At 66.2% G+C, this 21,280-nt stretch carries 21 protein-coding genes and 1 tRNA gene; 16 read left to right on the top strand and 6 right to left on the bottom strand.

Features of this window, described 5'->3' with window-relative positions; translation table 11 throughout:
* The first annotated feature begins 78 nt into the window (after nt 1–78).
* Genes JF515_RS10365 through JF515_RS10345 form a run of 5 tightly spaced genes read left to right on the top strand, consistent with a single transcriptional unit; the run spans nt 79 to nt 4,041 of the window.
* Nucleotides 79–924: a bile acid:sodium symporter family protein gene (locus JF515_RS10365; RefSeq protein WP_203104545.1), complete on the top strand. Its 846-nt coding sequence runs from the start codon at nt 79–81 to the stop codon at nt 922–924.
* Nucleotides 921–1,856: an SDR family oxidoreductase gene (locus JF515_RS10360; RefSeq protein WP_203103891.1), complete on the top strand. Its 936-nt coding sequence runs from the start codon at nt 921–923 to the stop codon at nt 1,854–1,856. Before JF515_RS10365 ends, JF515_RS10360 begins: the two co-directional genes overlap by 4 nt.
* Before the next feature lie 5 nt (nt 1,857–1,861).
* Nucleotides 1,862–2,641, top strand: a complete 780-nt coding sequence (locus JF515_RS10355) for an SDR family NAD(P)-dependent oxidoreductase (RefSeq protein WP_238401021.1) — start codon at nt 1,862–1,864, stop codon at nt 2,639–2,641.
* Entirely contained in the window at nt 2,642–3,382 is a 741-nt protein-coding gene (locus tag JF515_RS10350; RefSeq protein ID WP_203103887.1) for a sulfite exporter TauE/SafE family protein, read from the top strand.
* A 56-nt stretch (nt 3,383–3,438) separates the two neighbouring features.
* Nucleotides 3,439–4,041, top strand: a complete 603-nt coding sequence (locus tag JF515_RS10345) for a GNAT family N-acetyltransferase (RefSeq protein ID WP_203103885.1) — start codon at nt 3,439–3,441, stop codon at nt 4,039–4,041.
* 212 nt (nt 4,042–4,253) lie between these two features.
* Here the strand turns inward: JF515_RS10345 and JF515_RS10340 are convergent, their stop codons facing one another.
* Nucleotides 4,254–4,898 carry a class I SAM-dependent methyltransferase gene (locus JF515_RS10340; RefSeq protein ID WP_238400954.1) on the bottom strand — a complete coding sequence of 215 codons (645 nt, stop codon included), beginning with the start codon at nt 4,896–4,898 and terminating at the stop codon, nt 4,254–4,256.
* Nucleotides 4,895–5,992 (bottom strand): alpha/beta fold hydrolase, encoded by a 1,098-nt coding sequence (locus JF515_RS10335; protein WP_203103883.1) that lies wholly within the window; start codon nt 5,990–5,992, stop codon nt 4,895–4,897. Before JF515_RS10335 ends, JF515_RS10340 begins: the two co-directional genes overlap by 4 nt.
* A gap of 131 nt (nt 5,993–6,123) precedes the next feature.
* Between JF515_RS10335 and JF515_RS10330 the strand changes: the two genes are divergently transcribed.
* From JF515_RS10330 to nfi, 9 genes are all read left to right on the top strand, one after another.
* The gene (locus JF515_RS10330; protein WP_203103881.1) at nt 6,124–7,200 is read left to right on the top strand and encodes an HlyD family secretion protein; all 1,077 of its coding nucleotides are present in this window, start codon (nt 6,124–6,126) and stop codon (nt 7,198–7,200) included.
* 3 nt (nt 7,201–7,203) lie between these two features.
* Entirely contained in the window at nt 7,204–8,226 is a 1,023-nt protein-coding gene (locus JF515_RS10325; RefSeq protein ID WP_203103879.1) for a DUF2955 domain-containing protein, read from the top strand.
* Between the two features lie 92 nt (nt 8,227–8,318).
* Nucleotides 8,319–8,555 carry a hypothetical protein gene (locus tag JF515_RS10320; RefSeq protein ID WP_203103877.1) on the top strand — a complete coding sequence of 79 codons (237 nt, stop codon included), beginning with the start codon at nt 8,319–8,321 and terminating at the stop codon, nt 8,553–8,555.
* Nucleotides 8,556–8,826: 271 nt separating this feature from the next.
* Nucleotides 8,827–9,426: a hypothetical protein gene (locus JF515_RS10315; RefSeq protein ID WP_203103876.1), complete on the top strand. Its 600-nt coding sequence runs from the start codon at nt 8,827–8,829 to the stop codon at nt 9,424–9,426.
* On the top strand, nt 9,423–9,986 hold the full coding sequence (locus tag JF515_RS10310; protein ID WP_203103874.1) for a hypothetical protein: 564 nt from the start codon (nt 9,423–9,425) through the stop codon (nt 9,984–9,986). Before JF515_RS10315 ends, JF515_RS10310 begins: the two co-directional genes overlap by 4 nt.
* A gap of 74 nt (nt 9,987–10,060) precedes the next feature.
* Nucleotides 10,061–10,351 carry a hypothetical protein gene (locus tag JF515_RS10305; RefSeq protein WP_203103872.1) on the top strand — a complete coding sequence of 97 codons (291 nt, stop codon included), beginning with the start codon at nt 10,061–10,063 and terminating at the stop codon, nt 10,349–10,351.
* Entirely contained in the window at nt 10,348–10,602 is a 255-nt protein-coding gene (locus JF515_RS10300; RefSeq protein WP_203103870.1) for a hypothetical protein, read from the top strand. Before JF515_RS10305 ends, JF515_RS10300 begins: the two co-directional genes overlap by 4 nt.
* Nucleotides 10,602–12,176 (top strand): PepSY-associated TM helix domain-containing protein, encoded by a 1,575-nt coding sequence (locus JF515_RS10295; RefSeq protein ID WP_203103868.1) that lies wholly within the window; start codon nt 10,602–10,604, stop codon nt 12,174–12,176. Before JF515_RS10300 ends, JF515_RS10295 begins: the two co-directional genes overlap by 1 nt.
* Nucleotides 12,176–12,889, top strand: coding sequence for a deoxyribonuclease V (gene nfi, locus JF515_RS10290; RefSeq protein WP_203103866.1), 714 nt, complete (start codon nt 12,176–12,178; stop codon nt 12,887–12,889). Before JF515_RS10295 ends, nfi begins: the two co-directional genes overlap by 1 nt.
* Before the next feature lie 19 nt (nt 12,890–12,908).
* On the opposite strand, the gene JF515_RS10285 is transcribed toward nfi, so the two are convergent.
* The 4 genes from JF515_RS10285 to JF515_RS10270 all read right to left on the bottom strand — a co-directional run bounded on the left by JF515_RS10285 (nt 12,909) and on the right by JF515_RS10270 (nt 17,540).
* Complete coding sequence (locus JF515_RS10285) at nt 12,909–13,775, bottom strand: hypothetical protein (RefSeq protein ID WP_203103864.1); 867 nt, start codon at nt 13,773–13,775, stop codon at nt 12,909–12,911.
* A gap of 169 nt (nt 13,776–13,944) precedes the next feature.
* Nucleotides 13,945–15,312 (bottom strand): hypothetical protein, encoded by a 1,368-nt coding sequence (locus tag JF515_RS10280; protein WP_203103862.1) that lies wholly within the window; start codon nt 15,310–15,312, stop codon nt 13,945–13,947.
* Nucleotides 15,313–15,917: 605 nt separating this feature from the next.
* Nucleotides 15,918–17,360: a pyruvate kinase gene (pyk, locus tag JF515_RS10275; RefSeq protein ID WP_203103860.1), complete on the bottom strand. Its 1,443-nt coding sequence runs from the start codon at nt 17,358–17,360 to the stop codon at nt 15,918–15,920.
* A 103-nt stretch (nt 17,361–17,463) separates the two neighbouring features.
* Nucleotides 17,464–17,540: transfer RNA gene (locus JF515_RS10270), tRNA-Arg, on the bottom strand.
* 235 nt (nt 17,541–17,775) lie between these two features.
* Between JF515_RS10270 and JF515_RS19685 the strand changes: the two genes are divergently transcribed.
* Both JF515_RS19685 and JF515_RS10260 read left to right on the top strand, forming a co-directional pair.
* A complete protein-coding gene (locus JF515_RS19685) occupies nt 17,776–18,465 on the top strand; it encodes a response regulator (RefSeq protein ID WP_203103858.1) in 690 nt (229 codons plus the stop codon).
* Nucleotides 18,466–18,678: 213 nt separating this feature from the next.
* Nucleotides 18,679–21,276, top strand: a complete 2,598-nt coding sequence (locus JF515_RS10260) for a CHASE2 domain-containing protein (RefSeq protein ID WP_203103856.1) — start codon at nt 18,679–18,681, stop codon at nt 21,274–21,276.
* Nucleotides 21,277–21,280: the final 4 nt, after the last annotated feature.

Below are 21,280 nucleotides of genomic sequence, written 5' to 3'. Positions count from 1 at the left end.
CGGCGAGGAGGACGGGTGCAGACCACCATCGAATTCAACACCGGCAGCCTGATCGTGCTGAACGCCATCCTGGCGTGCATGATGTTCGGGGTGTCGTTGACGTTGCGCGCCGATGACTTCAAGCGCGTGCTTGCCAGGCCGGCCGCGCCGGTGGCCGGTTTGCTGGCGCAGTTCCTGCTGTTGCCGGCGCTCACCTGCGCCACCACCTGGTGGCTGGAGGTGGACCCGCAACTGGCCCTGGGCATGATCCTGGTGGCGTCCTGTCCGGGCGGTACCTTTTCCAACATCATGACCTGGCTGGCGCGCGCCAACGTGGCGGTGTCGGTGAGCATGACCGCGGTGTCCAGCCTGGCCGCCACCGTGCTCACGCCACTCAACTTCGCGCTCTACGGCTGGCTCAACCCGCATACCCGGAGCCTGGTCACCGACATCGATCTGGATGCCGGCAACATTCTGCTGCTGGTGGTGGCGGTGCTGGCGGCGCCGCTGCTGCTGGGCATGATCTGCGGGCATTACTTTCCCGGTTTCGCCCGGGCCGCGCAGAAGCCCATGCGGGTGTTCACCCTGCTGGTGCTGTTCACCTTCGTGGGCCTGGCGTTCGGCAACAACATGGACGTCTTTCTGGCCAACGCGGATCGCATCGTTGGCCTGGTGGTCGGCCAGAACGCTCTGGCCCTGGGGTTGGGCGCCGTGGCCGGGTTACTGGTGGGCCTTAGTCGGGCGGACCGTCGGGCGGTGACCCTGGAGGTGGGCATCCAGAACTCCGGCCTGGGGCTGTCGATCCTGTTCACCTTCTTCCCCCAGGCGTCGGGCATGATTCTGATCGCCGGCTTCTGGGGCGTCTGGCACCTGGTCAGCGGGCTTGCCCTGTCGCTTTGGTGGGGGCGTGGCGCCAACCGTCCCCGACGGGAGGGGGCGCCATGAGCCGTATCCTGATCACCGGCGCCGGCGGTTACATCGGTCGCCAGCTCGGCGAGCGGCTGGCCGCCGACCACGCGGTGCTGGGCCTGGACGTGCGCGTGCCGGAGGGGCTGGCGTTTGAATGCCGGCGCGGCGATATCCGTGACCCGGCGCTGGCGGAACTGCTGCGCGCGCATCGCGCCCAGGTGGTGATTCATCTGGCGGCGGTGCTGGAGGATTCCGGCGACCGGGTCCGGGACCATGACATCGACGTAAACGGCACCCGCAATGTACTGGAGGCCTGCCTGGCCGCCGGCGTGCGGCAACTGATCGTGACCAGTTCCGGCGCCGCCTATGGCTACCATGCGGACAACCCGGACTGGATCGACGAGGACCAGCCGCTGCGCGGCAATCCGGAATTCGCCTACTCGGACCACAAGCGCCTGGTGGAGGAACTTCTCGCCGACTACCGGCGCCTTCATCCGGAACTGGGACAATTGATTCTGCGCCCCGGTACGGTGCTCGGTGCCGACACCCGCAACCAGATCACCGCCTTGTTCGAGCGGCGCCGTATTCTGAGCATCGCCGGCTCGGCTTCGCCGTTCGTGTTCATCTGGGACCAGGATGTGGTGGGGGCCATTGTCCACGGCGTGCAGACCGGTGCTACCGGCGTCTACAACCTGGCCGGTGATGGAGCCTTGCCGATCCAGCGGGTGGCCATGCTGCTTGGCAAGCCGCGCCTGGTGGTGCCCGCCTGGCTGCTGGCCGCGGGCCTGGCGGTGGGGCACCGGCTGGGGCTCACGCCGCACACCCCGGACAAGTTGAAGTTCCTGCGTTATCGCCCGGTGCTCGACAACCGCCGCCTCAAGGAGGTGTTCGGTTACCGACCGGCGAAGACCTCCGAGGAAACCTTCCGCTTGTTCATCGATCACGCCCGACAAAGGGGGCAATTGTGAAAACCATGCTGATCACCGGCGCCGCCTCCGGGCTGGGCTGGGCCCTGGCGCTCGCCGCCCGGGAACGGGGCTGGCGGCTGATTCTGGTGGACCGGGACGCCCATGCCTTGGCGGACAAAAGCGCCCGGCTGGCGGGCACCGATACCGACATCGTGCGCCAGCGCGCCCTGGACCTCACCGACGCCGAGGCGCGCGCGGCGCTGATCGCGGAACTGCGCGATGAGCCCCTCCATGCCCTGGTCAACAATGCCGGTATCACCCACCGGTCGCCGGCGGCGGCCACCGATCTGACGGTTTTCCAGCGGGTCATGGCGGTGGACTGGGAGGCGCCGGTGGCGCTCACGCTGGGCCTGTTGCCGGCGTTACGGAAGGCCGGTGGCACGGTGATCAACATTGGCTCCATGGCTGGTTGGATGCCGGTGCTGGGCCGCGCCGGTTATTGCAGCGCCAAGGCCGCCCTGGCGCAGTTCTTCGAGGTGCTGCGCGCCGAGGTGGCCGATGACGGGATCGGCGTGTTGATGGTCTATCCCAGCTTTCTGGCCACGCCCATCGAGCGTAACGCCCTGGGCTTCGATGGCCGGCCCGCCGCCCACGCCCGTTCCTCGGTGGGCCGGGTGCGCGACGCCGACTGGATGGCGGCACGTACCCTGGATGCCCTGGACGCCGGCCGGCGGCGCCTGTTTCCGGATCGCTTCACCCTGTTCGCCAGCCTGCTGTGGCGAATCGCTCCGGACCTGTACCATCGTTTGATGCGTCGCCGTTTCGCCGTCGAACTGGAATCCTGAATGCTTGAGCTGCTTGCCTCGCCCTGGGCCCTGGTGGCCCTGTTCGTGCTGTTCGCCTACACCACCGAGGCGATGACCGGTTTCGGCTCCATCGTCATCGCCCTGTCGTTGAGCGCCCTGGTGCTGCCGTTGGACGTGCTGATGCCGGTGCTGGTGCCACTCAACCTGGTACTCAGTGGTTACCTGACCCTGCGCTATCACCGGCTGGTGGACTGGCGGCTGTTGCTCACCGGCATTCTGCCGATGATGGCGGCGGGTACCCTGGTCGGTTTTCTGGCCCGTCCCTGGTTGGACCAGGGTATCGCGCGGCCGCTGTTCGGTGCCCTGGTGGTGGCGTTCAGCGTGCGCGAACTGTGGCGCTTGCGCCACGCGGTGACGGTGGCCGCCCATGGCCGGTTGCAAAGCCGTTTCTGGATGCTGATGGCCGGCCTCACCCACGGCCTGTTCGCCTCCGGTGGCCCGCTCCTGGTCTACGCGCTCAGCGGTATCCAACTGGACAAGGGTCGCTTCCGGGCCACATTGGTGCTGGTCTGGTTCAGCCTCAACAGCCTGCTCACCCTGGGGTTTCTGGTCAGCGGAGAACTGGGTGCCCAGGGCGGTCACCTGCTGGCGCTGGTGCCCGTGGTGCTGGTGGGTATCGTGCTCGGCGAGGCGTTGCATCACCGGGTCGACGAGCGGCGCTTCCGGCAGGTGTTGTTCAGCGTTCTGCTGCTCGCCGGTGTCGCCCTGCTGGTTCGTTAGCTGGTCTTTCCCCGGCGCAGCCCCTAGCATTTGGGACAGGACAAAGGGAGAGCATTATGTCGGCGGTGGAAATTCGACCGGTCAGCGGTATCGCGGTGGAACCCTGGCTGGATGAACTGGCGGATCTGCGCATCCGCGTGTTTCGGGATTACCCCTATCTGTACGATGGCTCTCCGGCCTATGAGCGCGATTATCTGGACCGTTACGCGCGTTCCGAACAGAGCCTTTTCGTGCTGGCGCTGGAATACAACCGGCTGATCGGCGCCGCCACCGCGTTGCCACTGACGGACGCCGATCCGGAGTTCCAGGCCCCCTTCGAGCGGCACGGTCCGGCCCCGGAGCGGGTGTTCTATTTCGGCGAGTCGGTGCTGCTGCCGGATTATCGTGGCGAGGGCATTGGTCACCGCTTCTTCGATTTACGGGAACTCTACGCCCGGGACTTTGGTTTCGAGCTGACCGCCTTCTGCGCGGTGATCCGTGATCCGGAACACCCGGCGCGACCGGGCGACTACCGTTCCCTGGAGCCATTCTGGGAAAAACGGGGCTATCGACCGGCGCCGGCCTTGATCGCCCGCTTCCCGTGGCGGGATCTGGGCGAGGACGAAGACACCGAGAAGACCCTGCAATTCTGGCTGCGCGAGGCGGCGGACGGCGAATAGCCGGCACCGTCTTTGTAAAAAATCGTAGCTCTCATACCTTTGGGCCATGAAGAGGACGTGAAGACCGGTCTACAGTCGAGTCCTTCGGAGGCTCGATTATGCACTGGTCCTATTGGCTTGGCCGCGTCACCCGCGGTCTCATCATCATCATCCCGCTGGCGTTGATCGCCGTGCTGGCGGCACTGCTGGTCGCTGGCTGAAGGCCGTCGCCTTCAGGCGCCTTCCCGGCGCCGCAGCAACACCACCGGATTGGCCAGGTGCACCACGTCCCAGCCGTCCCGGTTCGCCAGCCAGCGGAAGGTGTGTGGCTGCCAGAAACACACATGGGTGGGGTCGCGCCGATAGTGCCAGCGCGGGAAATGGCCGTCATCGGTGAGAAACCGGGTCATGACGCCCAGCCAGCCGCCGGGCGCCACCAGCGTCTGGAACCGGGCCCACTCGCCGGCCGGCTGATGCAGGTGTTCCAGCACCTCCGTGCAGGTGACGAAATCATAGGGGCCGGCCAGGGCATCCGGCTGGTCCGCGTAAATCGGGTCCCAGACCCGCATCGCGAAGCCCGCCTCCTCCAGCATCCTGGCCAGGGCCGGCCCTGGCCCGCAGCCGAAATCCAGCCCCCGCGCCCGCGCCGGCAGGCGTTCCATCAGTGGCTCCGCCAATTGACCAAGAAAGCGTCGGTACCCGGCATCATCCGGATCGTTGCGGTGCAGATCGTATTGCCGTTTTTCCTCGGCCCGGTCGGGCAACTGGGCACGGCTCAGGAAGGTCAGCCGGCAGGCACCGCAGCGCAGGTAACGCCGGCCTTCCACGGTGGCGAACAAGGTGGTGTGAGGGTGCCCGCACAGGCAGCAAGCGGTCATGGGCGCGGTAGCCACTCCTTCAGGCAGTCGTAGGTGCGCGGGTCTTCGAGCATGGCCATGTGGCCCATGCGGTGGAGCAGCCGGCGGGTCAGATTGGTGGCGCCCGGGTAGAGGCGTTCGGCCAGGGCGCTGTCCACCCGCACCAGCCAGTCGCCCAGCGGCGCGGCGCTGCTTTCGTCGCTGAGGCTGCCGGCCAGAAACAGCTGTTCCACATCGGGGTCCAGAGGCACCTTGAGGCTGGGGCGGGGCTCGTCCAGGGGGCGATCGCGCCATTGCTCCTCCAGCACATAGCCAAAGCGCAGGTCACGGATACCGTCGGAACGCAGATTGCCGAGCCGCATTAGCGGGCGGGAGTAGGGCGTCAGTCCCAGCAGGCGGTTGGCCTGGTTGCCCAGCCGTTCCAGCACCGCGCCCTGGTGGGGCGAGCCCAGGCAGGCCAGATGGCTGACCTTGTTCACCCAGGTATCGCCGCGGGCGCGCCCCTGATGCAGGGCGCTACGGGAAACCAGGCCGCCCATGCTATGACCTACCAGAATCAGCCGCTCGGGCAGGGCGGTACCACGCAGCAGGTCGGCCAGGGCCAGGCCGTTCTCGGAAATGTGCAGGCCGGTGTTGTAGCGCAGAAAACGGGTGTGGGCGTCCAGAGCCGGCCCCGCCCAGCGCTGGAAATCGGTCGCGGCGGGATTGTCCCAGCAACGCTCGTTGAGACACAGGCCGTGCACGAACAGCACCAGAGTACGGCGCTCCAGGGACGGTGGCGCCGGTAGCAGAGCCAAGGGCAGCGCATAATCGCTGCCCTGGAGGTCCAGTACCTGGCCGAACACGCCGTTGACCGCGCTGCGCAGATCCAGGCTGCCGTCCGCCTCGTGCCGTGGATCGGCGGCCACGCGGGCCAGGGTGGCCAGCCGGCCCGCTTGGTGCAGGCCGTAGCGGATCGAGCCGTACACCAGAGGCGCGGCGGGGCGGTCGCGCCGGACGGGCATGAACGGACGGGCAATGGCACCGTGCATGTCCTGCACCACCCGGGTTACCTCGCCGCCCAGGGCGGTGGCCAACTGGGCCAGGCCGCCCACCTGCTCGCCAAAACCTTTCATGGACACTCCTTTTTCGCGCTCCGATGTTAGGGCCTGCCCGGCGTAAATGCGATGCCCCGGGGCGCTGACCAATTGGTCACAGCAAATTGGTTTCATTTGATACAATATTCATTCCAGCCTTGGAGAGTGGAATGACCCCTGAACAGCGTTTCGGCCGCTGGGTGCGCCTGGCCCTGGCGGCGTTTTTCTTGATTTTTATCTATGTGGTCTGGATGGACCTCCACGCGCCCATGACCACTCTGGCGCGGGCGCAGCGTTATGTGGTTCAGGTGGCGGCCCAGGTGGACGGCCAGGTGATGGACGTGCCGGTGGCCGACGGCGACCGGGTACGGCGGGGCGAGGTGCTGTTCCGGGTCGATGAACGGGACTACCGGCTGGCCCGGGATGCCGCTGAGCTGGCGGTGGCCAGTGCCGCTCAGGACAACACGGTGATGCTGGCGGAGTTGGCCGGCGCCCGGGCCGGGGTGGCCGGTGCCCGCGCCACCCTGGAAGAAGCGCGGCGTAAACAGCGGCGCCTGGACAATCTGCATCGCAGCGGCGCGGTATCCCGGCAGCAATGGGAGGAAGTGCGCGTGGCCGTGGAGCAGGCGCGGGCGGAGCTGGAAGCGGCACGGGCGGAAGCCACCAGGCTGAGCACCCGGCTCGGTGATGGTGACCGGGACAATCTGACTCTGGCGCGGGCCATGAACCAGTTGGAAACCGCCAAGCTGCAACTGGGGCGTACCGAGGTGAAAGCGCCGCTCGCCGGCGTGGTCACCGATCGGCAACTGCAGGTGGGCCATTACGCCCGGGCGCGGGAGCCGGTGCTCAGCCTGGTGTCCGACGAGCCCGCCTGGGTGGCGGCGGATTTCCGCGAAAAGAGTCTGCGCCATACCCGTGAAGGTGACCGGGCCGAGGTGGTGTTCGACGCGCTCCCGGGGCGAGTGTTTCAGGCCCGGGTGGGCACCCGGGGCTGGGGCGTTCGTCAGGGCCAGGGTACGCCGGACGGTACTCTGGCCCTGGTTGAGGACAGCGATCGCTGGGTGCGCGACGCCCAGCGCGCCCGGGTACGGCTGGTGCTGATCGATCCGCCCTCGCAGCGGGCGCTGATGGTGGGCGCGCGGGCCACCGTGCAGCTCTATCCCGACGGCGGCGTGGCCGCCGCCGTGGCTCGTGCCTGCGGCTGGGTGCAGATCCGTGCCCTGGCCCTGTTGCATTACCTGTACTGAACCATGAACGACGATCAACTGCGCCATTGCCTGCGCATCAGTCTGGGTTCGCTGGCGGGTTATGTGTTCATGCATCTGACCACCTGGACCACCGGGCTGTTCTTTTGCGTGTATCCGGTGCTGCTGCTGGCCATGGTGCCGCGCATCAACCTGCACGCCAGCTTCCAGTTCATCGCGGCGGCGGTGATCAACATCGTGGAGGTCTATCTGATCAGCGGACTGTTCGGTGACCGCCCGCTGTTGATCACGCCGCTGGTATGGATGCTGTTCGCGATTCGCTTCCGGTGCATGGCCAGCGGCCCGTACTTCCTGTTTGGTGCCCAGGGGCTGGTGGCCGCCAGCGTGCTGTTCCACTTCGCCAGTTACCCGGACCTGGATGTCACCGGGATGGCCAAGGCCAACCTGGCGGCGGCCCTGTTCACCGTGGCGTTGGCCTGGCTGCTGGGCACGTTGTTGCCGCCGCGCCAGGCGACGCCGCCACCACCGGAGGAAGCCAAAAGCGATGCTCAACGGCGTCATCAGGTGTTGCTGGGCGCCACCGTGGCCACGGTCAGTTTCGTGGTATTCCAGACCTTCTCGCTGAGCGATTCTCTCTCGGCCCAGGTCACCACCTTGCTGATGCTGTTCCCGATGAGCTTCGCCGGCGCCGCCGAATACGGTGGCCGGCGGGCGGTGGGGGTGCTGATCGGCTGTAACCTGGCGCTGGTGATCCAGCTTGTGCTGTACAACTGGTACGGTTACTGGATGCTCTCGGCGCCGCTGTACTGGGTGGCGATGATGGTGTGCGCCCGGCAGCATTTGCTGGAGGGGCGCTCCGGTGCCGGCTTCGCCGCTTGTACCACTATCGCGGTGATTTTCGGGCAGTATCTGACGCCGTCGGGCGACGCCATCTACGCCACTCTGTACCGGTTCAGTTCCATTGCCGTGGCGGTGCTGGTGGCGCTCACCGTGATCTACCTGGTGCACAAGGTTCTTAACCTTTCGCCATTGACTCGCTACCGGGTCGGCGTCGCGGAGGATTCGTAAAATACAGGAAAATCCGGGGGGCTCTCTCTGTTCAGGCGTCGATCGTGACGCTAGATTGCTCATCAACGTTCACGACACGTCGAGGAGTGACCATGCGTACGTTCAGCAAAGGACTTGTAGCCATCATGTTTGGCGCCATGCTCGGCCTGGCCGGTTGCGACCAGCAAGGCCCGATGGAGAAAGCCGGCGAGAAAGCCGACAATGCCGTCGATGAAGTCACCGAACAAGGCCCCATGGAGGAGGCCGGTGAAGAGATGGGTGATGCCTGGGATGAAACCAAGGAAGCAGGCGAGGAAATGGGCGAAGCCATGGATGGGGACGGTAAGTAACCGTCGCTTTTTCGCCATGAAAAAAAGAGCCGCTGGGGGATGCTGTCCCCCGGCGGTTTTTTTTGTCCGTTTGGTCCGGGCCGGGCGACCGGGGTGCGAATAATTTGGCGGCAATTTTTTGCGTTGGGATACATTCCACTACATCCCTTCACGCAATCCTGACCGTTTGTGTCTTTGGTGCCCCCGCGTCCACTGGATAGAGTATTCAGGTTGCTCGGGCGGCGGTGATTTTCGCTTCCGCGTCGACCTTATCAATAAAGGGAGTTGCCCGATGGGAACCCAGGTGAAGTGGGCAGGGCCGGAGTCGTCGCCCCGGCTGGCCGTGGACGCGGTGGAGAACCGGGCCCTGGCGTTGCGTGAGTATCTGGTGGTGTACCGGGCGGGCGTGGGCCCGCGTCGTGGCCGCCAGCAGCGGCTGCGTGAATTACGTTACGACATCGCCCGCCTGCAAGCCTGGGGTTGGTATCTGCGCGCCGGCGAGCGGCGCCCGCTGTGGTGGCGGTTCCTGCACATGCTGGGCGGCTGGTTTGGCGCGGGGCGCAAGGAACGGCCCGGGCGCCGCCATCAGCGCCGCGCGGGCATTCAGCGTCTCAGCGCGTTCAGCGTGGTCGACCGCGCCTATGTGGCGCAGATCGAGGATTTCCAGGGGCGTTTGTTGACCCTGGGGCTCAGCCATCCGCCGCTCAGCGAGGAACTGCGGCGTTGCAGCCGGGTTCTCGAAGAGAATGTACGGCATCTCAGCGACGAGCGGGACCGGTTGACCGCCGAGGCCGGTCGCATCGCGGTGGTGTGCTGGCTGCTGGGTCGGTTGTTGAGGGTACGCGGCTGGCTTGGTCTCAATAACAGCGCCAGCCGGGCGATGGATCCATGAGCGGCCTGCTGGAGGGTGGCCGCCTGCCCATGGTGTTCACCCTGGCGGATCTGAAACAGCAACTCGATGGTGACGAGAACGCCGCCATGGAATTGGCGCGTCGCTGGTTGGAAAGCGGCCAGGTGCGTCAGGTGGCGCCGCCGCGACCGGTATTCATCCGCCTCAACGGCGCTGAAGTACCGGAGGAGCCCCATCTCTGCCTGGCCTTGGCCCGCACCTTTCCGTCCGTGGTGGTGGTGGGCGGCTCGGCGCTGTGGCGACAAGGCGCCAGCCGGCAGCGCGATGCCCTGTTGCATTGCGCGGTGAGTGAATCGGTGGAACAACTGATGCTTCCCGGCGTGCGCCTGCATCAGCGCCCCGCCGGTTGGTTGCAGGCGGTGTCCCGCGCCGATGGCCTGCAAGGCCAGCTCCATGAATTGCCGTTGCTGACCGCTGAGATGGCGGTGGCGGATGCCGCCCGCTTCGCCGATGTCTGGGTGCCTGACCGGGACCAGTTGGACGGCGCCGGGCTGGACGCGGCGCGGGTGGCCGCCGCGGAACAAGCACTGGCGTCGCTGTAACCGGCCTTCCATTGACCGGGCAGGCCCGGGCGCGTATAAATGCGAATCGTTATCAAGATCCCCGTGCGCGCCTTATGCTGCTTCTTCTCTCCGCCGTGCTGCTCGCCGGCACCTTCCTGCTATATCTCTCCGATCGCCAGCAACGGGCGCTGGACCGCCCGTTACCACCGGCTGCCCGGCTCGCCGGGCTGGTGATGGTGGCCGGCGCTTTCGCCGGTTGGGGTTGGCACCTGGGGCCCGGCGTGGGGCTGTTCACCGCGCTGTGGGTATTCGCCCTGGGGGCGATGGGGCTGCCAATGCTGGTCGGCCATTGGGTGGACAGTTACCGGGCCGGTCGCCGCAAGACCTCCAGGGGGCGGGTATGAGGGGCTTGCTGGGCTCCGTGCTGGGCTTGCCCCTGGCGATGATGCTGTGCGGTCTGCTGGCCGCCATATTGCCGATTGACTGGCGCGACTGGCTGGTGCTGATGATGCTGCTGTCGCTGCTGGTCTGGGCGCTTTTGATCGTGCTCTCCGGCATGGCGCGCACGCCCTGGCGCGCCGGCATTGGCCTGCTGGCGGCCAACGGCCTGGCCTGGCTGTTACTGCAAACCACCAGCCTGTACGGGGGAGCCTGATGCGCGCGGAGACCCTGAAACGCCATATTGATCTGCATGCCTGGGCGGGCATTCTCACCGGGTTGGCGCTGTTCGTGGCCTTCTTCGCCGGTGCCCTGAACATGTTCCATCACGAGCTGCATCACTGGCAGGAGCCGGCGGCGCGGGAAGCCGCCGCCCCGGACGCCAACATGCAGGCGTTGCTGGACACCGTGGTGGCCAACAATCCGGACGCCGGTCAATGGATGTTCCTGGTGCCCGGCGACGACCCCTCCGCCATCTGGCGGGACACCGTGGACGGCGAAGGTGTCTGGCGTACCGAGCACGCCTCGGACTTCAACGATGCCGGCGAAAAGGTGGCGCCCCCCGGCGGCTCCGGGCTGTCCGATTTCGTCAACGAGCTGCATTACGAACTGGCTATTCCGAAGTTTGGCCTCTACGTCATGGGCATTGTTTCGGTGCTCTATGGCGCCGCCCTGATCGGTGGGCTGGTGATCCACTGGTCGCGGCTCAAAAAGGAATTCTTCGCCCTCAAGCACCAGGGCAACCTGCGCCGCTACTGGAAGAACCTGCACAACCTGGTGGGCGTGATCAGCTATCCCTTCCATGTGATTTTCGCCTGGACCGGCGCCGCCATGGGCTGCCTGGCCATCGTCACCCTGGTGATGGGGGCCCTGGTATTCGGCCCCCGGTTCCAGTCCGTCTTCACCGAGGCCACGGAAGCCTGGCCCACCCCTGAAGCCAGTGGCACCCGCGTCGCCATGGCCAGCATCGACGACTACCTGGCCGGCGCCCGGGAAGCGATGCCGGAACTGGATGTGGGCTGGATCGAGCTGCAGCAGTACGGCGATGAGAACGCGGTGGTGGACGTGGGCGGTTCGGTGCACGGCAAGGTGGCGCACTATTCCCATGTGGTGATGCGCGGCGACAACGCCGAGCTGCTCACCGTCAGCGGCCCCGGCCAGCGCTCCTTCAACCATTTCCTGATGGCACCGGTGTATTCCCTGCACTTCGGTGACTATGGCGGCCTGTTCGTGCGGCTGATGTATTTCGCTCTCGCCCTGTTGGGCTGCCTGCTGTTTTTCTCTGGCAATATCATGTGGTGCGAGCGGCGCACCGATCGTCAGGGTCCGAGCCGCTCCGCGGCCTTCATGCTCAGGCTGACCCTGGGCGTTACCTTTGGCGTCATGGCTGGTCTGGCCATGGCGTTCATCGTCAGCAAACCGATGCTGTATTCACCCTGGCAGGCGTGGACCGCCCCGGCGGAAAAAATTGCCTTTCTGGCCACGCTACTGGTCGCCCTGGTCGCCGCCTTCCGGGCCGCGCCGCTGACCACCGCCGGGCTGTGGCCGAAGCTGTGCGCCGGTCTCTATATCCTGGCGCCGCTGGTTCAGGGGGGCATCGAAGGCTTCCACACCTGGCTGGAGCCGGACTTCCTGCTGGTTAACGGCGCTCTGCTGGCGGTGGCCGCCAGCCTGATCCTGGTGGATCGCCTGCGCCGGCGCCGTATGCGCCGGGCCGCGCCGCACCCGCTCTGGGTGGGCGCCGCCCATCCGGTGACGGCGGCCAATCCGGTGGACCCGGATCCGGCCTGATGGCCACCATTGACGCGCACCAGCTGCAAAGGGACTGGGCGGACATGACGCCGGCCCGTGCCCGCGCCCTGCAACGCGAAAGCGCCGCCCGGGTCCGGTTGCGAACGGAAGTGGCGTTGCCGCCGGACACCGTGGCCGGCGTGGACGTGGGCTTCGAAAACGGCGACACCGCCCGGGCCGCGGTGGTGGTGCTGCGTTACGCGGACCTGGAGCCGGTGGACTACGCGCTGGCCCGGCTGCCGGTGACTTTCCCCTACGTGCCCGGCCTGCTGTCGTTTCGTGAATGCCCGGTGATTCTGTGTGCCCTGGAGCAACTGCGCGTGGCGCCGGACCTGCTGCTGTGCGACGGCCACGGGGTGGCGCACCCTCGCCGCCTGGGCATCGCCGCCCACCTGGGTGTGCTCACCGGCCTGCCCACCGTGGGGGTCGCCAAGAAGAGGCTGTGCGGGCGCCATGGCGCGGTGCCCGAAGGGCGGGGTGAATGGACTCCGCTGAAGGACGGCGACGAGACCCTGGGCGCGGTGCTGCGCACCCGGCCCGGGGTCAAGCCGTTGTTCATCTCACCGGGCCACCGGCTGGATTTGCCCGCCGCTCTGGAACTGGTGATGCACTGCACCACCCGCTACCGGCTTCCGGAGACCACCCGCTGGGCGGACGGCCTGGCGTCCAACCGGGGCCAGCGCTGGCTGGCCCGGCTTGATCAACTGCGCTGACGTCGCGGGCGGATCAGGATCAGGGCGCCAGGGAGAGGCGGTGATCCGGCCCGGGCGCGGCGCCGCTGACCGGTTCGATTCTGGACAGCGTGGCGCCGACCCACTCGGCCACCTTCGCCTTGCCCACCACCTCGCCGGCGCGCCACGCCACCACCTGACCGGTGGGGGTGCGCACCGGCCGGCCCGGTTCGCGTACCTCCAGTACGGTGCCTTCCGCCAGGCCGTTGACGCGGCCGGCGGCGATGTACAGGGCATTGCCTTCGCCCTGGAACGGGCGCGCTGACCAATCCGCCGTGGCGGCCTGGCTGGCCAGGCTATCGAGCAGGCGGGCGGCGCCCTGATCGTTGTTGGCGACGCGCTCGGTGAGTTCCTTGTCCAGCGCCGTGTCCCATACCCGGACGGCGACCCGGCCGCCGTCCTCGGCGCGGGCCTGGACCAGCAGGCGGGCGCCGGGGTAGAGCGCCAGTGCCGAGCGGCAGGCCTGGCTGGCGAGATCGTTGCATTCGGCGGTGTGGGCGATGGCGTCCTGGACCAGACCCTTGGGCAGGATCAGCAGGCCACGGTCCGCCGCCTCGGCGGTCAGTGTTTCAGGCAGAGCGGCTTCCACCGGCCCTTCCATCACCAATGCCACGTTGGCGAGAGGTTGATCGCGCCGGTTGAAGCTGACGGCACGGGGCTCGCCGCCGTTATTATCGGCGGGTTGAGCCTGGCTCCACCGTTCCCAGAAAGGCGTGTCCCAGTCCGGTTGGGGCGTATTCAGGTTGGAAGGGCCGTCGGCGATCTCCAGGGCTTGCTCCGCTTCGGCGTCGGTGAGGGCGCAGCCACTCAGGCTGAAGGCGGCGAGAGCGCTGGAGAACAGCAGGGTTCTGGTAGTGAGCTTGATCATGAAAGTAGTTCCGTATCAGAAAAGCGGGAGCGGGGACCACGGAGTTTGGGCAACCGGCAAAGACTTTGTCCAGTGGTGGAGTGGAGGAGCGGGGCGTGCGTCCCGCAAATGAAATCGGGGCGACCAAGGTCGCCCCGATTTCGTGCCTGACAATGCAGCCCGTGGGCGTTTAGAAGCTCACGCTCATGTTCAGGCTGGCGGCTTTCACATCGTCCTCGGCGAAGGTGGCGCCGGAGGTGCTGCCGATCAGGTCGTTGCCGCTCAGGGTGGCCACGTCGTTCTCCTCGATCATGCCCACGGACAGCCAGGTACGCAGGCTCTTGTTGGCCTGGTAGGCGAACTGCAGGTCGTAGACCATGCTGTCGTCGTCGGCGGTGCCGTTGTCCACGGAAAGCTGGCCCACGGCGCCGGTGATGGAGAATTTCGGCGTCAGGTTGAACTTGGCGCGCGCGATCAGCAGGTCCTCATCGAAGTCCTTCATGCCCAGGGTGCCGCCCATGCGGTACAGGCTGCTGGCGCTCTGGGTGGCTTCCGGGTTGGAGTTGATCAGGCTGGACCAGGTGTCGAAGCCGGGGGAGATCAGACCACCGTCACGGGTGGCGGCGTACTGAACACCCAGGTCGACGATGCCCACGTTGGTGCCCAGACGCAGGTAGGCGGACGGTGCGTCTTCCTGGAAGAAGCGGTCGTCGCCGGGCACGCCGGTTTCAACGTTGCCGTTGGTGAACAGGTTGAAGCCCACGGCCAGATCCAGGGCCTCGCCGATGGAGCCGTCCAGGTAACCGGAGAACAGGGTGGTGTTGGACAGCGGGTAAGCGGTCGGGGTCGTGGTGAGCGGGCCCTCGGAGTTGTTGTACCACTGTACCCACAGCACGCTGGCGTCCCAGTCGCTGACCTTGGTGGTCAGGCCGAGAAGGGACATGTCGCCGTTGTCCACGTCGGAATAGCTGTTGCTGTCGCGGCGGCGGTCATAGCCGGCCACCACGCTGGTGGTCTTGCTGAACGGCTGAACCACCAGAATCCGGTCACGACGGTCGTCGCACACCAGGAAGCAGTTGTTGTAGCTGGTTGCCTGGCGGCCGACCCGGAATACGGTGTGGCCCACCGGAATCTGTACATAACCCAGGTCCAGGCGAACGGAGTCACCGCGGCTGGTGCTGTTGTAGGAGGGGCCGTAGCTGGTTCCATGATCGTCGCCGCCCCAGCGGTCGCCGGCCACTTCCACGCTGGTGTACACGGAGATGCCGGTATCCTCGTCGAGGAAGTTGCTCTTCACGCGGATCAGGTGGCCGAAACCATTGTCGCTATCCTTGCTGGCACCGGCGGGCAGGCCATCTTCATCGAGCTGGTTGGCGAATGCGGTGGCACGGTACTCCAGGCCGAAATCGGTTTTGATGGCCTGGGCCATCGGGGACAGCGCGGCGGTGGCGCCGAACACGGCCGCCATGCCGATGGCTTTGGTCAGTTTGGAAAGGCGGGGCTGGTCAGAATGACTGTTCAGCGCTCCCTGAGCGTCTTTGGTCCACTTAAGTGCCATTGTTTTTGTCCTGTTTCTTCGAAGTTTATTGGTATGTCAGAGGGTCGTACTCCGGTCATCCATCACCGGCCACCACCCCCGGGGTGACAAACCCGTTTCAGGCGATGAACGATGAAACCCTCTCGTATGCCCTTCCCAGGGCATCGTCTCCCGAGCGGACACGTTCGTGGTGAACAAGTCCACTAGACTTTTGGCGAAGCGCCGTGATTACACGGTTTCACCCCACCGTCACGGGCTATCTTAGAGCCCCTTTTGTCGCCGAAGCAATACTGTAAAGCGGCAAAATACCGGTTGGTATGTTGGCGCCGAGTGGAATCCGTCACGCCCACCGGGTGAGAAAGTGAACACTGGTTGATTTTTGGTGAGTGGCCGGCGGGTTTTAAAGGTCACCGGGAATCGGCTGACGGGGGCGGGGCCCCGCCGCCTCTCTGGAATCCACTATAGTGACGCCGCCACCGATCCTGAAAAATGAAACGTCCTGCCTCCGGGTGTTCCATTTTTCGAAATGGAAACAGTTGTTCACTCGTTCAGGTTGGTGGGGAACCGGGTCCGGGGCCGGCCGAGAAATACCCTGAAAATGTTGCGAGATGTGTCCGCGCGGGTGCTCAGGGTTCGCCCACGGTGACGATTTTCAGTGTGTTGGTGCCGCCACCCACGCGCACGGCGTCTCCCCGGGTGAGAATGACCCGGTCTCCGTCGGCCACCTGGCCGGCCTTGAGTAATTGGCGGACCGCTTCTTCGTTGGCCCGGTTTTCGGGGTGCGAGCCGAGATCGAAGCGGCGTGGCTCCACGCCCCGATAGAGGGCCACCCGGCGCTGGGTGCGCGGGTCCGGCGTGAAGGCGAAGATCGGCATGCCGGAGCGCACCCGGGACATAAGTCGCGCGGTGGTGCCGGTTTCGGTCATGGCGATGATCGCCTTGACGCCGTCCAGATGGTTGGCCACATGCATGGCGGCGCGGGCAATGGCCTCGTCGGTGCGCTGCATGGCCAGTTCCGGGCGGTGGTTGGGTGGCCGGTTCTGGTAGGTGCGCTCGGCGCCGAGAATGATGCGGTCCATGGCTTGTACCGTGGCCACCGGATAATCGCCCACCGCGGTTTCCGCCGACAGCATCACCGCGTCGGTGCCGTCCAGCACCGCGTTGGCCACGTCCGAGACCTCGGCGCGGGTGGGCTGGGGGCTGTGGATCATGGATTCCATCATCTGCGTGGCGGTGATCACGAAGCGATCCAGGTCCCGGGCCCGGCGGATGATGTGCTTTTGCACGCCCACCAGCTCGGCGTCGCCGATTTCCACCGCCAGATCGCCGCGCGCCACCATGACGCCGTCGGACGCCTTGATCAGGGCGTCCAGGGTGTCCGGGTCGGCCACCGCCTCGGCGCGCTCGATCTTGGCCACCATGTCGCCGTGGCCGCCGGCGTCCCGGTACAGCCCACGGGCCTGGTGAATGTCGTCGGCGTGGCGCGGGAAGGACAACGCCAGGAAATCCAGGTCCAGCTCCGCCGCCAACAGCAGGTCACGACGGTCCTTGTCGGTGAGAGTGTCGGCATTGAGGCCACCCCCCAGGCGGTTGATGCCTTTATTGTCGGACAGCTCGCCGCCCACGGTGACGTGGCAGCGCACGCGGGAGCCCTCCACGGCGTCCACTTCAAGCTGAATCAGGCCATCGTTGAGCAGCAACACGTCGCCGGGCCGGCAGTCCTCGGCCAGGCCGGCGTAATCGGTGCCCACCGCGTCGCCGTCGCCGGCGTCCTTGTCCAGGGCGGTATCGATGGTGAAGGGGGCGCCGGCGCGCAGCATCACCGGGCCGTCACGGAATCGGGCCACGCGGATCTTGGGGCCCTGCAGATCGCCAAGCAGGGCGACGGTGCGGCCCAGGCGTTCCGCCTGTTCGCGTACCCGAGCCGCCACGCTTCGGTGGTCGTCGGCGCTGCCGTGGGAGAAGTTGAGGCGGAACACATTGACGCCGGCGTCGATCAGGGCGGCGAGGGTGTCGCTGCCGGAGGAGGCGGGGCCAAGGGTGGCAACGATCTTGGTGCGTCGGAACATCGCGAGCTTTCCCGGAACGATGGAGAGTGATGACGCTATTGTGGCAAAAAAGGGTGACGGTTTGGGGGCGACGGACAGCGATAGGGGGAGAGGGAAAGGAAAATGGCCCGCCCGTCAGGATTCGAACCTGAGACCTTCGCCTCCGGAGGGCGACGCTCTATCCAGCTGAGCTACGGGCGGATATCGGCGTGCCACGGGCCTGGGCCGGCGGGCTGCCGATAAGTGGCGCGCATGATAGCGGGTTGCGGCGGGGGAGTCCATGGGAAGAGCGGGGTTTGGGGCCGGCGTCCCGGGCCGGTATGATGGCGCCCGCCGAACGGTGGTGCGCTCGGCGCGGCGGCATTTTACAATCTTTTCCCGCCAACCGGAGTCCGTTTGGTTACCCTCTTGCAGCATTGGGATGGAGTAAAAAACGGTGCGTATTGCTTACCTAGAAGACGATCACGCCCAGGCCGAGCTGGTCACGCACTGGCTCAGGGAATCCGGGCACACGTGCACGCATCTCTCCAGTGGGCGGGAATTCATGAGCCTGCTGCGCAGGGATACATTCGATTTGCTGGTGCTCGATTGGGAAGTCCCCGATATGAGTGGCTACGCCGTCCTGGAGGAGGTGCGCGCCAGCGGCAACAAGACGCCGGTGCTGTTCGCCACCCAGCGTGACGACGAGTCCTCCATCGTTGGGGCGCTCAGCCAGGGGGCCGACGACTATATGGTTAAGCCTGTGAAACAAGCGGAACTGCTTGCCCGCCTCACCGCATTGGGGCGGAGGGCGGGCGTGGCCGACATGGATGATCAAGGAATGATGACCGTGGGACCCTGGACGATCGACCGTGGTCGGCGCCAGATTTTTCTCGACGAGGAACCCATCAAGCTCACCGACAAGGATTACGAGCTGGCCTGCTATCTGTTCCAGAACGTGGGCAAGCTGATGTCGCGGGCGCACCTGCTGGAGAAGGTCTGGGGCATTATGACCCCGATCGAATCCCGCACCGTGGACGTGCATATCAGCCGCATTCGTCGTAGTCTGCAAATCCGGCCCGAGCGTGGCTATCGGATCAAGACGGTATACCAGCACGGTTACCGCCTGGAGCCGGTCGACGAGTAATCGTCCCGGCTCCTTTTTGGCCCGGGCGCCACGCTACGGTGTCCCGCCGATCGTTCCGAAACGCTGCCCCGGCCGGGCTGTCAGCGTATTATCGACTCTCCGTCGTCCCGCCACCGGCTTGCGCCGGGGGTGCGGGGTGGCACGGCCCGGAGCGGGCCGGAGGCGCATAACGATAGGGCTGGCGGCGGCGCAGTAACGACTTTCAGGGGCACCATGGCGAACCCGGGTTCCGAGCAAAAACGCTATTTCATCGAGCACCTCTCGGTGCTGCTGGTCGTGGCGGGGCTGTGCGTGCTCCTGTCGATCAGCGGCGCGCTTTCCTTTTTTAACCGTTATGTCTACGACAGCATGATCGGATGGCTGCCCATGGAGCCCTCCGGCGACGTGCTGATCGTCGGCATCGACGAGTACAGTCTGCGCGAGATCGGGCGCTGGCCCTGGGACCGGCGGGTGCATGCGCAACTGCTGGACCAGCTTCACAAGCAGGGCGCGCGGGCCATTCTCATGGATCTGATCCTGTCCGAGCCGGACCGCGCCCGACCGGAGTCGGACCGCGCCCTGGTGGACGCCATTGGCAACGCCGGCAATGTCTATCTGCCCGTGCACGTGGAGCAGTTGCGCTCCGGTGGGCAGCTCACCGAGGTGCTGCCCCATGCCCCCTTCGCCCGGGCCGCCAAGGGGCTGGGCCATGTGGACCTGGAGCTGGACGGCGACGGCGTGGCCCGGTCGGTGTACATGCGCTCGGGAATCGGCCAGCCCTGGTGGCCGCACATCACCCAGGCGGTGTTGGAAGGCGAGGGGCTGCTGTCCCCGGATATCTATCCGGCCGGGGACGGCGAAGGCTTCTCCGGGCTCGCCAACGTGCGCAAATATCCGCGTTACATTCCCTTCGTGGGCCCCGCCGGCACCTATCCCCAGGTATCCGCGGTGGACGTGCTCGAAGGCCGGGTGCCGGATCAGTTGATCAAGGACCAGTTCGTGCTGATCGGCGCCACCGCCGCCGGCCTCGGCGACGTGTTGCCCACGCCGCTGGCCGGCCAGGGTGAATTGATGGCCGGGGTGGAAATCAACGCCAATATTTTCGATGCCCTGCGCAGGGGCGAGCTGATTCAGGGCCTGTCGCCGGTACCCACCATGTTGCTGGGGGTGTTCCTGGCACTGCTGGCGCCGCTGGCGTTGCCGCTGGTGTTGCCGCGCTGGAGCATTCCGCTGGTGCTGGCGTCCCTGGGGCTGACCCTGGCGGTGTGCTATGGCCTGCTGGCGCTGTTCGGCCTGTGGTTCTCCCCGGCGGCGGCGTTGCTGTCGGCGATCGTGGCCTATCCACTGTGGACCTGGCGCCGCCTCGAATACTCCATGGCTTATATGCGCAACGCCCTGGCGCGTCTGTCGGAATACAGTGATCTCAACCGCCGCCTCACCGAGCCGGCGCCCATGTCGCGTATGCTCAGGATGCTTGATCAGGTGTTGCCGGTACGGGCCTGGCGCATGCAGACCCAGGGCGGCGCCCCGGTGTCCGGCGGTGAACAGCTGGCGCCGGTGGACTGGCGCGGCCCGCTGGCCCGTCGCTATCCGTTCCGCCACGAGGGCAAGCGCTACGAACTGTCGGTGGCCTGGCGCCAGGGCCTGGATGCCGACACCTACGATTACTGGATTCGCGCCATGCTGGCGCGCACCGAGGCGCGTGGCCGCAGCGGCGGCCCGCGTTACGAGGTGATCGAGAAGCACGTGGAAAAGCTGCGCAATGAGGAACAGCGTCAGCAGGCGCTGACCCGCTTCTTCCAGGTGGGGCTGGCGCAGATGAGCGAGGGCGTGCTGATCTGCGACGCCTGTGGCGGGGTGGTGTTCATTAACCCCCAGGCCGCTTACCTGCTCAGCCTGGAGGGCGTCGGCCAGGACACCCTGGGGCTGGCGGACATCGGTCGCGAGCTTGAATTCAGTGGCGAACGCCAGTGGGTGGATCTGGTGCAGACGGTGCTGGCCGATGGTCGGGTGCAGAAAGAGTGCCGCAACCGGCGCGGCATGGACCTGTATCTGGACATGATTCTGGTGCACGCCGGGGATCAGCCCGGACGCATGCTGATCATCAGTCTCAAGGACATCTCCGACGTCAAGCAGGCGATGCGTACCCGTACCGAGATGCTCGACTTCCTGTCCCACGATCTGCGCTCGCCGATGGTGTCGGTGCTGGCATTGATCGGCAAGATGCGCCATGGCGAGGAGGGTGAGCGCCTGCGTGACTTCCTGGACAACGTGGAGCATTACGCCCAGCGTAACCTGAATATCGCCGAGCAGTTCCTGCAGCTGGCCCGGGTGGAGTCCGAGGAAGCGGTGGAAATGATCGAGCAGGACATGCTCGACGTGGTGGAATCCGCCGTGGACCAGGTCCAGATTCAGGCCCAGGCCCGGGATATCCGCCTGCGCTTCGATTACAACGAGGACGAGGACGTCTGGGTGCGCGGCAACAATGAGCTGCTTGAGCGGCTGGTGGTCAACCTGCTCACCAACGCGGTCAAGTACAGCCATGAAGGCGGCGTGGTGGACGTGCGTCTGTATGCTGGTGACGACCGGGTGCTGTGTCAGGTCCGCGACCACGGCGTGGGGATTCCGGAGGCGTTCCAGGAGCGCCTGTTCGAGCGCTTCAGCCGGGCCAGCACCAGTGGCGGCGCGCGTACCCGCGGCGCCGGCCTGGGCCTGCGCTTCGTCAAGGTGGTCACCGAGCGCCATGGCGGCGATATCACGGTACAGAGCGAGCCCGGCGAAGGCAGCTGTTTCACCCTGTCGCTGCCGCGTATCAGGGTGGATCATCTGTAACCTT

This window comes from Alloalcanivorax marinus (genome assembly GCF_016785095.1).
GTDB lineage: Bacteria > Pseudomonadota > Gammaproteobacteria > Pseudomonadales > Alcanivoracaceae > Alloalcanivorax > Alloalcanivorax marinus_A.
Note: the sequence above shows the minus strand (reverse complement) of the source record. Positions and strands in the feature narration are given on the sequence as shown.

What these genes read in the sequence shown, in the direction of transcription:
- JF515_RS10365 (WP_203104545.1), top strand. Translation starts at nt 79, where the DNA reads ATGATGTTCGGGGTGTCGTTGACGTTGCGCGCCGATGACTTCAAGCGC.
- JF515_RS10360 (WP_203103891.1), top strand. Translation starts at nt 921, where the DNA reads ATGAGCCGTATCCTGATCACCGGCGCCGGCGGTTACATCGGTCGCCAG.
- JF515_RS10355 (WP_238401021.1), top strand. Translation starts at nt 1,862, where the DNA reads ATGCTGATCACCGGCGCCGCCTCCGGGCTGGGCTGGGCCCTGGCGCTC.
- JF515_RS10350 (WP_203103887.1), top strand. Translation starts at nt 2,642, where the DNA reads ATGCTTGAGCTGCTTGCCTCGCCCTGGGCCCTGGTGGCCCTGTTCGTG.
- JF515_RS10345 (WP_203103885.1), top strand. Translation starts at nt 3,439, where the DNA reads ATGTCGGCGGTGGAAATTCGACCGGTCAGCGGTATCGCGGTGGAACCC.
- JF515_RS10340 (WP_238400954.1), bottom strand. Translation starts at nt 4,898, where the DNA reads ATGACCGCTTGCTGCCTGTGCGGGCACCCTCACACCACCTTGTTCGCC.
- JF515_RS10335 (WP_203103883.1), bottom strand. Translation starts at nt 5,992, where the DNA reads ATGAAAGGTTTTGGCGAGCAGGTGGGCGGCCTGGCCCAGTTGGCCACC.
- JF515_RS10330 (WP_203103881.1), top strand. Translation starts at nt 6,124, where the DNA reads ATGACCCCTGAACAGCGTTTCGGCCGCTGGGTGCGCCTGGCCCTGGCG.
- JF515_RS10325 (WP_203103879.1), top strand. Translation starts at nt 7,204, where the DNA reads ATGAACGACGATCAACTGCGCCATTGCCTGCGCATCAGTCTGGGTTCG.
- JF515_RS10320 (WP_203103877.1), top strand. Translation starts at nt 8,319, where the DNA reads ATGCGTACGTTCAGCAAAGGACTTGTAGCCATCATGTTTGGCGCCATG.
- JF515_RS10315 (WP_203103876.1), top strand. Translation starts at nt 8,827, where the DNA reads ATGGGAACCCAGGTGAAGTGGGCAGGGCCGGAGTCGTCGCCCCGGCTG.
- JF515_RS10310 (WP_203103874.1), top strand. Translation starts at nt 9,423, where the DNA reads ATGAGCGGCCTGCTGGAGGGTGGCCGCCTGCCCATGGTGTTCACCCTG.
- JF515_RS10305 (WP_203103872.1), top strand. Translation starts at nt 10,061, where the DNA reads ATGCTGCTTCTTCTCTCCGCCGTGCTGCTCGCCGGCACCTTCCTGCTA.
- JF515_RS10300 (WP_203103870.1), top strand. Translation starts at nt 10,348, where the DNA reads ATGAGGGGCTTGCTGGGCTCCGTGCTGGGCTTGCCCCTGGCGATGATG.
- JF515_RS10295 (WP_203103868.1), top strand. Translation starts at nt 10,602, where the DNA reads ATGCGCGCGGAGACCCTGAAACGCCATATTGATCTGCATGCCTGGGCG.
- nfi (WP_203103866.1), top strand. Translation starts at nt 12,176, where the DNA reads ATGGCCACCATTGACGCGCACCAGCTGCAAAGGGACTGGGCGGACATG.
- JF515_RS10285 (WP_203103864.1), bottom strand. Translation starts at nt 13,775, where the DNA reads ATGATCAAGCTCACTACCAGAACCCTGCTGTTCTCCAGCGCTCTCGCC.
- JF515_RS10280 (WP_203103862.1), bottom strand. Translation starts at nt 15,312, where the DNA reads ATGGCACTTAAGTGGACCAAAGACGCTCAGGGAGCGCTGAACAGTCAT.
- pyk (WP_203103860.1), bottom strand. Translation starts at nt 17,360, where the DNA reads ATGTTCCGACGCACCAAGATCGTTGCCACCCTTGGCCCCGCCTCCTCC.
- JF515_RS10260 (WP_203103856.1), top strand. Translation starts at nt 18,679, where the DNA reads ATGGCGAACCCGGGTTCCGAGCAAAAACGCTATTTCATCGAGCACCTC.